The following is an 11,989-nucleotide window of genomic DNA, read 5'->3' as shown; positions in this document are numbered from 1 at the left end:
GTCTTTTCTCTCTTCTCGCTCCTCTGCGCTCTCTGCGCCCTCTGTGGTTCATTAAAAAAGAAAAAATTTATGAACAAAGAAGAAGTGCAAGCCGCATTTAAAATTCCCGCACATCTCCCATTTCTTCAGGCTATCTGCTGGCAAATTGCTGATGTCAAACATTTGACTCTCAAAGAAATGCTGTGCCGCTACGAATCGGGCTGGGATTATTGGGGAGTTTTGGGAAAACCTAGCTCGGAGGAACTGTCTTTTATTACAGAAATCAGCCAATATTATCAGTCTTGGTTGGTGGCGGAACTTGATAGGATTTGTCCCTCGCCAGAAACTTCAGAAAATAACGTGATTGATCGATCTACCTTTAAACACGAATTCCATCAAAAAATCTTAACTGTACTCAGCCTGTTAAACGTAGAATTTCTACAGGAATGTCGCGCTTACTTTGGCGGCGGAACGCTGGTAAGTATGCAGCAAGGGGAATATCGGTTGAGTAAGGATATTGATTTTATGTGTCCGATGGATGGTGGCTACCGTTTGCTGCGCCGTCAAGTTGCTGAAGGCGGCTATGATGCGATTTTTTCGGGGCGCAGCGGCATTTTTTTGCCGCAGGACATTCAAACGAACCAGTACGGTATCAGATTTCCGGTGATTGTGGAGGGGACAACGATTAAGTTTGAGATGGTTTGTGAAGGACGAATTGAGTTTGGTGAACCGATTTATCCAAGTTGGTCGCCTGTTCCTTGTTTGAATTTAGTCGATATTTTTGCGGAAAAATTGTTGGCTAATGCGGATCGATGGCCTAGCGATCGGGTAAATTCGAGAGATTTAATCGATTTGGCAATGCTCAGGTTGGCGAGTGCTATTCCTCAAGAGGCGATCGACAAAGCTGAAGCTGCTTATCAAGTTATGCAGCCGCTAGGGCGATCGATTCAGTATTTCCAAGAACGTCCTGAATATCGGGAAAAGTGTTATGAGGTTTTGAGTATTGCAGAGCCAAATCAAGTTATTGACGGTATCGATTTACTAGCTCAGGATTTAGGGAAGGAGTTAACAGTCAGGACTTTTAGCGAAGATGTGCAGGATTTTGACTTGATTTAGTTCTGCACGTGGAAAACTGGGTTGATCTGTTTTCACTAATGATTTGCGATCGCCATATCACGATGATAATGATATAATTAAGTGAAAATTCAAAACTCAAAATTTTTTTTATTATACCATGACTAGCCCTACTGCAACTCTTTTAATTTCCTGTCCCGATCGCAAAGGACTTGTCGCCTTACTGGCTAATTTTATCGCCTCCCATAATGGCAATATTATCCACGCCGATCACCATACAGATTTTACCGCCGGATTATTTTTAAGTCGTCTGGAATGGCAATTAGACGGTTTTGACTTAAATATCGAAGAAATCACACCTGCTTTTAGTGAACTTGCCAAGGATTTACAAGCAGATTGGCAATTACATTTTTCCCATAAAGTGCGACGGATTGCGCTCTGGGTAAGTCGTCAAGATCATTGTTTATTAGACTTGATTTGGCGACAACGTTCTCAAGAAATCCGGGGTGAAATTCCGCTGATTATCAGTAATCATGAAAATTTAAAGCCGATTGCTGCACAATATGGTATCGACTTTGAGTATATTCCCATTACTAAAGATAATAAAGCTATTCAAGAAGCACAACAGTTAGAAATTCTTAAAGATTATAATATTGACTTGGTGGTTTTGGCGAAATATATGCAAATTTTGAGTCAAGACTTTATGGTGAAGTTTCCCACTGTGATTAATATTCACCATTCATTTTTGCCAGCTTTTGTCGGGGCAAATCCCTACGAAAGGGCTTATGAAAGAGGAGTGAAAATTATTGGTGCAACTGCCCATTATGTGACACCTGATTTAGATGCAGGGCCGATTATTGAGCAAGATGTTGTGCGTGTGAGTCACCGCGATGAAGTGTCTGATTTAGTTCGTAAAGGTAAAGATTTAGAAAGGGTTGTTTTGGCAAGGGCGGTGCGATATCATTTACAAAATCGTGTTTTAATTTATGGTAATCGGACTGTTGTTTTTGCTTGAATTTTTGACTTTAATTGCTAGTGCGTTGCTCTAATTTTGGGACGGGCAAGATGCCCATCCCACAAGAAAAAATAAATATTTTTTCGGGACAAGCCTCTTGCCTGTCCAGCTATTTTTGTAAGAGGTATAATAAGCAATCCGGGGAATGCGAGGTGCATGAAATAGCTCCTCGCATTTGATTTATCTCGGCAACTTACATTCGGGGGAATAATGTTTCGGCGTAAGCGCGATCGATCAATTGGCGAGCAACTGTCTGAATTCCGGTATGTTCATAATAATTGGTAGTCATGTCCAAAAATGCGGCGACATAATCCAATTTGTCATCGGTAACATCGACGTATTGCTTGAGGTTGCCTAAAACTGTGGCGGGAGTTAAGCCACGAGATACCACTAAATTGTTCATCCAACCTTGGGCTGAGGCGAAGGTTGTTGTGATGAATCCGAATTTTTGGGCGTTATTTGCGCCGGGAATTAGGTTGCTGATGTTTTGGAATGTTGAGTTTTGCTGCAAGGTTGAAGGATTTAAACCGCCTATGGTGTTTTGCGCTACTCTAAGGAAGTCCGGGCCGAGGGGAATTAAACCGTCAGCGCATACTAATGCAGCCATCCGCATCAGAGATTCGTCTTTGTATTGTGATAAATGATTGGCAAAGCTTCCCACGTTGTCAAGGGAAATATTGTTAAGTTTGCAAAAGACTATGAGTTCGATCGCCACTTTGACGCATAAGTCGATCGTTTGAGTGGTGTCAGCCTTGGGAGTCAGGCGGCTCATGAAGGAGAGAAAGCCGATTTTTTCGCCGATTTTATTCGCCATAGCGGTGGCACCCAAGGCACTGTCGGCGCTGTCTGCAAGCTGGTAAAGCTTGACTGCGTCTTGATAGGGCTCGTTGGAGTTGGCGTAAAGCTCGATCGCCCTGGCGCGAATTTTTTCCACTAAAGCGCGATCGGTTTCCCCTGTGAGCGATCGAATAGTATGATCAAAACCAGATAGATTATTCCACTCCCCCGGAACCACAAAATCCAGGGATTTGAGCATCATCACAGTAATCCCAGAATCCGGCAAATTGTCAACCAATTCCACAATTGATTTGCTCACGACAAACTCCTAAATAACCATATTTGATAGTGTTCTTCCCAATACTCCAACTCCCCCAAATCCGATTCCAGATTTTCCGGTAATCTCAGATGAGATCTAATGCTCATAGTCAGATTGGCTTGCAGTGAGGAATGCGAGTCAGCATCCAAAAAAGAACTAAAGTCCTCACTACGAAGCTTGTAAAATTTCATTGTCTCAAATCACGAAAAATGACATATATATGTTATAGTAGATAGCGCAAAACAGAAAAATATAAAATATGACTGTTGCAGTTAACAAAACTCCGGGATTAGCCTCGCGTTTAGTAAATGGCGTACTCTCCATCAAGCCTTTGGCCGCCCTAGCCAAGCACCAAGCGCGGGAAATGATGATCAAAAGAGCTGAAAGAATCGGAGTGCATTGGCGACAAGAAGCGCAAGCACTTTTGGCCCGCAATTGGGATGCAGAATTGCTCAGCGTAGAAAATCCCAATCTGGTTTACCCAAAATATTATCTAACTTCATTCCACGCTTACGAAAAAGGTAATATGAGTTGGGAAGCTGCGACAGAAGTTGAAGTTGCAGCCCGTGCAGTTCATGCGGGAATTTGGCCCGAAGCGGGTGCAGATGGTGATGCGAAACTCCGCGCCAGTTATCACGAAATTGTCAAAGCTAAAATTGGCAAAGCACCCCAAGATATTGTGGATTTGGGATGCAGTGTGGGAATGAGTACGTTTGCGCTTGGGGATGTTTACCCGGAAGCAAAGATGACTGGGGTGGATTTGTCGCCTTATTTTTTGGCAGTTGCTCAATACCGTTCCCAACAACGAAAATCTGAATTTCCCAATCAAAAATCTCCGACTTGGCTTCACGCTGCTGCTGAATCTACTGGTTTGACTGCGCGTCGTTTTGATTTGGTTTCTATTTGTTTAGTTTGTCATGAATTGCCGCAGAAAGCTACTAAAGAAATATTTCGGGAAGCTCGGCGTTTGCTTCGCGCTGGCGGACATTTGACAATTATGGATATGAATCCTCAGTCGGAAGTTTATGCCAAAATGCCTCCTTATATTTTGACTTTGCTCAAGAGTACGGAGCCTTATTTGGATCAGTATTTTGGGTTGGATATTGAGCAGGCTTTGGTAGATTCTGGTTTTGCAGCGCCGACAATCACTCGCAATACTCTCCGACATCGGACTATTGTTGCTGAGGCGATATAGCGGTTTTCAGTTGACTGAATTACAGATGCTGGGTTAGGACATGGCATTGCCGTGTCCTACTCTATTTAAGTAAAGGTTGATGTGTAAAAACTTTTGCGCGTCAATGACGATGCCAAACTGGATTCGATCGCAAATGTAGTAGAATTAATACTTAGACAGCAATCTTAGCTAAGCTAGATCATTTTGATAGAACTCTAAATAAAGGACATCATCATGAACCCGACAGCCCCTCCTCAAAACGTCATTGATTGTTTGCAGGTTATTTTGGATGCCACTGCCTCAAAAAATTACGAGCTGTTTACCACCGTGGGCGATGCAGGTTACAAAGCCGGCATTACACAAGAAATGTTCGATCATGTTAGTGATGAACTCGGTTATCGTCTGCAAAACGGCTATTCAATTAGTTATTTTGGTGAGTTGACACAAGATGGTTTGCAGGTTTATTTGTGGAAGCTAAGTTTTGCAGATGGTGGAGATGAATTTGTGGCACGCATGACTATGAATGAAGATAAAGTTGCTGGGATTTTCATAGCATGATGTTTGATCTAGGTTGGTATTGAGGACTTCAGTCTTCGTAAAACATAAAACTATGAGGACTTCAGTCCTCACTACCAACTTAGTTGCACTCTGAAATTTATGTGCAATCGGCAAATTAATGCGAGGCAATTAGGTTTTAATAGATAGTTGTTGTCATACATTGAATTATGGTACAGGTTAAAATCTCCGGCTTGAGACAGTATCTCGATCCCATTAAGCCGCAACTCTCTGATGTTATTAATTCCTGTGTCGTAGATGCACTCCAATATCCACCCGATAAACGTTCACATCGATTCTTTCTGTTCGACTCCTCTGATTTTTTTTATCCTACAGGGCGCACAGAACGTTACACTATCATTGAGGTGAGCATGATTACAGGACGCAGTGGTGAGATAAAAAAGCAGTTGATTCGTTTAATGTTTGAGCGATTACAGCCCTTTGGAATTTCCCCACAGGATTTAGAAATCACGATTTTTGAGAATCCCAAGCACAATTGGGGTTTTCGAGGTTTGCCCGGCGACGAGCATCAACTCAACTATAAAATCGAAGTCTAGCCGATCGCCCTTAACTTAGCAGAAAGTGGTCGATCGACTAAAAGCTCGATCGACTGCCAATCTCTCCCCTCAGTTAAAAAAGCTCGATCGCCCTTAACTTCCCCGCAACTGCTTGACCAAGTGAACTAATTCTGGTAAAATCAACTTTTCCACAGCTAGTTTTACGCCATTGCTAGAGCCAGGAAGAGAAAAGACTAACTTACCTTGATACACGCCTGCAACGGCGCGAGATGCGATCGCCCTCGAACCAATTTCTTGATAACTCAAATACCGAAAGATCTCCCCAAATCCCGGTAAAATCCTGTCCAGCAAACTCTCCATCACATCGTAAGTAGTATCTCGTGGAGAAATACCCGTCCCGCCACTCAAAATAATCGCATCCACATCTTCGCGCTGGGAAAACGCCTGCATTTGCAATACAATTTTTGCGGCATCATCTTTAACAACAGTGTAAGCTACCACAGAGTGACCGGCATCTTTTAGCAACTTTTTTGTTAACAAACCGCTATTGTCTGTGTCAGGAGATCGCGTATCGCTAACAGTCATGATAGCACAATTGACGGTTATTTTAGATGAATCGGGGTGAGGAATTTGCGTCATAGTTTCTCGTCGTAAGTAATCGGCAACCAGCAACTGGCGATCGGCTTCCTTACCAATCACCAATTACCAATTACCAACCACCCATTATGCCTTGTTAAATCCTAAGCCGTTTGCTTCCGAGTAGCGTTCCATGAAACGCATAAAGCGTTCCCATTCATCGGCAGTTTTCATGAGATAAAGAGCTTCCAAACCCGCAGGTTGACCGTTGATGAACTTAGCCTTAACTTCGCGAGTCACAAGTTCCCCTTCTTCGTCCATCATGTACATTCCAGTAATATCTTGGGTACTATCGTTGCTCAGAGATTTGGGATTTTCAAAGATAAACGTCGCAGTGCCTTGAGCTCCGCTTTTAGAACGGGTTAGGCGGACTTCAGGCACAGTATCTTCGTCTATACCGCGGGAGAATTGAATTTTAGCCATAATCTGAGAGTTGAACCTTAAAAATTGCTTAATTTCTTAATGTTTTAATCTTGACACTCCCCGCGCTAAAGCGACGGGGATTCTTAAGACTTTTCAGCCTTAATATCCCTATTGCTAGGGTTTCCGGGCGCAATCCTTTTGCCAAATGGCGGTCTGCTATCCTAGTCTTACAACTAGCTCCTCAGTCGTGACTTTCCTCCAGTCCGGGGGTAGGTTTTTAACGTCTATTACTGACGATTTAATAGGCTCAGAATCTTAGTATTAGTTGTGATTAATTGTTTTGAGCATCCGTACTGCTGTTAAGCTAGATACTTGATTTCTCAAAATTCGCAACTTTTGACTCATTTGATGATAGCACACTTGCCAGATATTTGTGCAATTGGTATATTTAATAGGCAGGATAAATCCTGCGACGCCCTTTCATCCCTGGACTAAAGTCACAGGGTTTTCAGGGTATTCTCTATAAAACGATTTGGACACTCGGAAGTCAAGACTTGGGAGGAGGAGAGAGGTTGATTGCAACTCTGCCTTGTCCCCTTTCTCCCAATTGCCTTAGACGATGTAGGGAGAGTTAATGGGTTGTGCCCGGTTTGTGGCTACGAGAGTTTGGTAGACGAGGGCGGATATCTCGCCACGGGTGATGTCGCGGGCGGGGGAAAGCTTGTCGCGCGCGGGATAGTTGACTACGATTTTGCGCTCTGTGGCGGTTGCGATCTCGTCGGTGGCAAAACTCGGAATTAAAGCCCGATCGGCATAAACGCTCAAAGAATTAGGATTGCCGCCCGTAAACTGCAAGCCATTTACCAATGATACGATCGCCTGAGCTCTAGTCAAATTCTGTTCCGGGCGAAACGTGCGATCGGGATATCCAACCAAAAACCCACCTCGATTCGCTTTGACGATCGCACTTTGCGCCCAAAAATCCGCCGCCACATCCTTAAACACCGTCGCTTCACGGCGCGGCTGCAAGTCAAACGCCCTCGCCAGCAACGCTGCATACTGAGCTCTAGTTAAACTCTGATCAGGTTTAAAAGTGCCGTCGGGAAACCCGCTGACAATATTCATCTTAGCGAGGCGATCGATAAAATCCTTAGCCCAGTGCGTGCTGATATCGCTAAACTTTACGCCCCCAGGAGTTGGAGTCGGAGTTGGAGTTGGAGTCGGAGTTGGAGTTGGAGTTGGCGTCACATTTCCCAGCTCAAATAAACCTTTTACTCGCGAAGGATTGAGCTGATTTCCCAGTGCAAAAATCTTAGCAGTAGTCGCATTTTGCAAATCAAATTCGCCATTATTCGCAAAAATATTCCCCCCCAAATCTTGAGCCGTACCAAGATCTGGCAGCGATTTCCCCACAGCAGTCAAACCGTCTTCGGTATTTTTTTCAATGCGATTCTTCCGCACAACGGGCTTAGATTCCCCTGATAAAACAATACCGGAGCGATTTTCCAAAATTTGGTTATCAACAATCAAAGGAGCAGATTTGTCTTGCAGAGAAATGCCGAAACCAGTATTTTGAAAAACATTGCGCCGCAGTACGCCTTTAGCAGTTTCCGCCACGATTACCCCAGCAGCCGAGTTTTGTACAAATCTGTTGTCGAGAATCGCAGGATTCGCCGAACCTGTGATAAAAACACCTTCGCGCTTGCAAAGTGTGAAAGTGCAGTTAGCCACTGTGGGAGCAGTTGACTCAATCCAGACTCCGGTGCCGCGACTCTCCAAATTAGTCACAGTTACGCCGCGTAATTCGGCATCGGTTTCTAGCAATATGGTGATATTTTGACTGGCTGCGGTGGGACTGACAAATTTGCCGCTTCCTTGAATCAGAGTGCCGCTTCCTTTGTTAGTTTCGCTACCGATAACTTTGACTCCAGAGGGAATTTCTAAGGGGAATTGTTCGCCGCTGGCTGCGCTGTAAGTTCCCGGTGCTAGCTGAATAATTGTTCCCGATGCAGCGCGGGCGATCGCGCGGGCGATCGTTTTCAAGGGAGCCGATTGGCTGCCGGCGGCTGCATCGCTGCCTGTTTGCGGGTTAACGTAAAGTGTTGCCATGTTTTTGCTGTATGGATAATTTGTGATCGGGCCTTTGTGTACTTTTCATTCTCTACTAAGCTGACCCCGGATCTATATTCACCTTTAATTTCGCAGATTATTTACTTGCAGGATATCCGTAATATCACCCATCAGGAGCAACAACCGCAGGGGGGATTGCCCCTACACAGCAGTAATTCGATTTGAGATTGTAAAATTGAATAATTTGTAGTGCACTGCGCACCGGTGTCTAAGTCAACTGGTGCGCATTGCGCACCCTACAAACTCAATTTTTAGTCATTTTCACAATACAAGATGCCTCCAAAACTACTACAGTTTCATTCTGAAAAACAGCACAACTTGTCATTGCTGGAGCTAGTGCGGGAATTTTCCCTTGTTTGAGAGCAAGCATCGCCTCCGGTGTCGCATCAAAGTCATCCATCCAGCCGTAATCTTCTACATACTTCAGAGTCAAAGCATTCCGAGTGAGCATCCAAAAATCAATTCCATAGCTGTTAATAAAGTTTTGCAAAACAGCCCGATCGTCCGTATATTGAGCGCGAATTAAATCGCTAACTCGCTGCCGAAATCTGCTATAATAGCCTTTTTGATACGGCACTGAATATTCCTTTGCCACCAAAACAGAACGCTGGCTAAAAGTCGGTATGTTGTCGGCTTCGGAGGCGATCGAAGCAATCAGAATATCTTTAGGTTGTTGCTGAAAAAAACTGTACAAACTGGGCATTTTACCTTCTATATACCCGACTATAGGAAACTTTTCAACAAAGCAGGGATAAAAAACAACGGCAACAAGGATTATGGCTGTGGTAATTAGTACAACTAAATTTTTGAAGTGAAATTTTGTTTCGGTGGTTAATGCCCAATTACAGATTCCATCGATAATTAACGTTAGGACGATCGCACTTATCGACACAATAATAAATCGCAAACTATACGCAGTATAGCGTCCAGGTTGATAAAGCTTAAAAATGGTGGCGTGAGCCGCTAAAAACATCACCGATGATCCTAAAAATAGCTGAAGTAACAGCCAGATTTTGCTAGTAATGCGACTCGCTAAGGGAAAGGCCGATCGCCAAAACAGCAACAGCGGAAATAACAGCGCCACACAGTGAGTTACAGGCGTAAACAGCGACTTGGGAAACATCCCGCTGCCCCTACCAGTCAGCCAATAATCTACCGGATTTGGACGAAAAAAAGCATTTCTGCCGTCTGGTGCAAATACCCCCATTTTCTTGGCTTCGGCTGCGGTATAAGTCGGGCCAAATTCAGATTTATCTAAGGCATAGGGCAGCATTACTAAAAAGATTATTCCCAAGCCTGTAGTGCAAAATAGGTAATTTGTGCGATCGCCCGACAAGTGCAAACGGCCGTTTTCCCAGCTTAGCAGCCGCAAAACTAAAATTCCGGCAGCCACCAAGGCGTAAGGAGGGTAAAATAGTCCGATTAGGGCGATAGCCCCCAAACATGGTAGCAACGAATTCCGGGATAAATAATATAAAAAGCCGAGAAATATCGGGTAAATAAAAGCTCTGGGCGTTGCGGAAGCCAAATCGTCAGTCATCCAGATATGCTGATTTAGCAGCAAAGATGCTATAAATCCAGTCAGCGGCACCGGCAGCATTTCTAGGCAAAGTCCAAAACAGTAATAAGTGGAGATTAAGCCGAGAAATAGCGGCAATATTTTGTGCAATAATAGGGGGTGAATGCCAATTGTTACTGCTATTTTGTAGAGCGTGCTGTATCCTGCTGGAGCGACTGATTGAAAGTAGTTAGCGATGAAATCGTTGGGGAATAATTCGCGATCGACAAACCGCATCATCCAGAAAACGTGCTGTCTCGCATCGTCTTGCACCACATACTCGGCGCTAAAGGCTTGCTGGATGCCTAACAAACCATAAATTGCGGCAAATGTCAAGCTCAGAGTCAACCAAAATATTGTGCGCGATCGGGATTTTTCATCCACAGTCGCCGTCAGAAACTTGTGCAAGCGGGCTATTAATACCATTTTAGATTTTAGATTGGGAAAGAATGTGAAGGACGCACAACGCGAACCAGTTTACCTTGCAAAGATTCTGCTACTGTAATCGCAATGTGAATTTGGTTAGCGAGTGCTTCCCAATCGCGATCGTTCATACATTAGACCTCTTACAAAAATAGCTAGGACGGGCAAGATGCCCATTCCACAATTTTTTTTTTTCTTTTGGAATGGGCATCTTGCCCGTTCCAAAATTTGATTAAAAGGACTTTTGCAAGAGGTCTAGTAGCCGCGGTTTCAACCGCCGAGTCTTATGGCGGTATATTGCCTAAGTAATTGTGTCCATTGCGTAAATCCTATTAATTAACTCAATTACTGCGGCCGAATTCCATTGAGAAACTCAGTCCTTGCCTCAATTATTGAAGGCATCAAAACGCAGCGTACCAGCAATTCTAAATCCAACTCCGGCAAAAACTCACTTCTTGAAACTTGCTCGTAATCATCGTCGCGCAGCCGATAGACAGCCAACTGATTATTTTCCCAAAACCAAACTTCTGGGATGCGAAGTCGCAGATATTTAGCTAGTTTATTTGTGCTACCGCTAGAAATCGTTACTTCCACGGCTAAATCGGGATGCTCTTTCCTGGAACCTATATAATAAGACTCATCAGGTTCAAAGGATACATCTTTTGCCTGGTTTCTGCGAGTTGCACTCCCTACAGGAATGAAATTAATCCCTTTCTCAAAAAAGTAAAGTCCTATAAATATAGCCAAAACACTTTTTATCTGTTCGTGGTCTTCGCCTAGTGTCATAAACTCCACACACCCATCTAAATAAGTTATTCGCAATCCTGGGGCATTTTCTATTAAGGTTTCTAGCGCCTCAAATTGCTCCCAGGTATAATAACCTGGTAAAGTAAAGCGTTCTTCTTTAAGAGTTGTTATTGGTTCTGAAACTTGTACGATCATGGGCGTAATGCTCCGAATAAAAATCAGTAGCCCTGCCTTAGTATAACATATACAGGGATTACTCATTAATAAAAATTAGATATGATTAAGTTACAGATCAGACGGCGGTTTCAACCGCATCTACAAAAACGATGTCCGAGTTCAGAGGGACTAAGAAATAAAGGGGTATTTAAGATTGGACATACGGTTTCAACCGCCGAGTCTTATTGCATATTGCCTCAGTACAGGTGAAATCGTGTAAAAATTTGCTTGTTGTTCAATCAAGCAGCGCCGCGATAAAGATTGCAGCGCATTTACCAAATCTGAGGCGGGAATTCGGCTATTTTCTAGTAATTGGGTGAGATTAATTGCATCGCTTGCTTTCGCCAACAAGGAGAGGACTTGTTTTTCGAGTTCCGATAGGCGGCTAAATTGCTGCTGTAAAACATCTTTCAAATCTTCGGGCAATAATATATAGCAATCCTAAATCATTATCTACACTTATTATGATATAATTATATGCAATAATTGATTGTGACAATAAAAA

General features: G+C 43.6%; 11 protein-coding genes and 1 pseudogene. 5 read left to right on the top strand and 7 right to left on the bottom strand.

Going from position 1 to position 11,989, the window contains the following annotated elements:
* The first annotated feature begins 69 nt into the window (after positions 1-69).
* Both QUB66_RS23485 and purU read left to right on the top strand, forming a co-directional pair.
* Entirely contained in the window at positions 70-1,095 is a 1,026-nt protein-coding gene (locus QUB66_RS23485) for a nucleotidyl transferase AbiEii/AbiGii toxin family protein (RefSeq protein WP_332969933.1), read from the top strand.
* 118 nt (positions 1,096-1,213) lie between these two features.
* Positions 1,214-2,068 carry a formyltetrahydrofolate deformylase gene (gene purU, locus QUB66_RS23480; RefSeq protein WP_332969932.1) on the top strand — a complete coding sequence of 285 codons (855 nt, stop codon included), beginning with the start codon at positions 1,214-1,216 and terminating at the stop codon, positions 2,066-2,068.
* 193 nt (positions 2,069-2,261) lie between these two features.
* On the opposite strand, the gene QUB66_RS23475 is transcribed toward purU, so the two are convergent.
* Complete coding sequence (locus tag QUB66_RS23475; protein WP_332969931.1) at positions 2,262-3,164, bottom strand: hypothetical protein; 903 nt, start codon at positions 3,162-3,164, stop codon at positions 2,262-2,264.
* A 259-nt stretch (positions 3,165-3,423) separates the two neighbouring features.
* On the opposite strand from QUB66_RS23475, the gene QUB66_RS23470 reads away from it, so the two are divergent.
* The 3 genes from QUB66_RS23470 (at position 3,424) to QUB66_RS23460 (ending at position 5,450) form a co-directional block, all read left to right on the top strand.
* Positions 3,424-4,359: a class I SAM-dependent methyltransferase gene (locus QUB66_RS23470; RefSeq protein ID WP_265239495.1), complete on the top strand. Its 936-nt coding sequence runs from the start codon at positions 3,424-3,426 to the stop codon at positions 4,357-4,359.
* Between the two features lie 213 nt (positions 4,360-4,572).
* Positions 4,573-4,896, top strand: a complete 324-nt coding sequence (locus QUB66_RS23465) for a hypothetical protein (RefSeq protein WP_332969930.1) — start codon at positions 4,573-4,575, stop codon at positions 4,894-4,896.
* A 167-nt stretch (positions 4,897-5,063) separates the two neighbouring features.
* A complete protein-coding gene (locus QUB66_RS23460; protein ID WP_332969929.1) occupies positions 5,064-5,450 on the top strand; it encodes a tautomerase family protein in 387 nt (128 codons plus the stop codon).
* A 93-nt stretch (positions 5,451-5,543) separates the two neighbouring features.
* Here QUB66_RS23460 and QUB66_RS23455 read toward each other — a convergent pair whose 3' ends face one another.
* From QUB66_RS23455 to QUB66_RS23430, 6 genes and pseudogenes are all read right to left on the bottom strand, one after another.
* On the bottom strand, positions 5,544-6,050 hold the full coding sequence (locus QUB66_RS23455) for a MogA/MoaB family molybdenum cofactor biosynthesis protein (RefSeq protein WP_265239691.1): 507 nt from the start codon (positions 6,048-6,050) through the stop codon (positions 5,544-5,546).
* A gap of 84 nt (positions 6,051-6,134) precedes the next feature.
* The gene (psb28, locus tag QUB66_RS23450) at positions 6,135-6,470 is read right to left on the bottom strand and encodes a photosystem II reaction center protein Psb28 (protein ID WP_265239688.1); all 336 of its coding nucleotides are present in this window, start codon (positions 6,468-6,470) and stop codon (positions 6,135-6,137) included.
* 552 nt (positions 6,471-7,022) lie between these two features.
* Positions 7,023-8,519: a DUF1565 domain-containing protein gene (locus tag QUB66_RS23445; protein ID WP_332969928.1), complete on the bottom strand. Its 1,497-nt coding sequence runs from the start codon at positions 8,517-8,519 to the stop codon at positions 7,023-7,025.
* Positions 8,520-8,784: 265 nt separating this feature from the next.
* Positions 8,785-10,524: a hypothetical protein gene (locus tag QUB66_RS23440; RefSeq protein WP_332969927.1), complete on the bottom strand. Its 1,740-nt coding sequence runs from the start codon at positions 10,522-10,524 to the stop codon at positions 8,785-8,787.
* Between the two features lie 342 nt (positions 10,525-10,866).
* Entirely contained in the window at positions 10,867-11,463 is a 597-nt protein-coding gene (locus QUB66_RS23435; protein ID WP_332969926.1) for a Uma2 family endonuclease, read from the bottom strand.
* A gap of 189 nt (positions 11,464-11,652) precedes the next feature.
* Positions 11,653-11,916, bottom strand: a pseudogene (locus tag QUB66_RS23430) (ATPase); the annotation flags it as partial.
* Positions 11,917-11,989 lie beyond the last annotated feature (73 nt).

This window comes from Microcoleus sp. A2-C3, from assembly GCF_036706065.1.
In the GTDB taxonomy this organism is placed as follows: domain Bacteria; phylum Cyanobacteriota; class Cyanobacteriia; order Cyanobacteriales; family Microcoleaceae; genus Microcoleus.
This window is presented reverse-complemented; position numbering and strand designations above follow the sequence as displayed.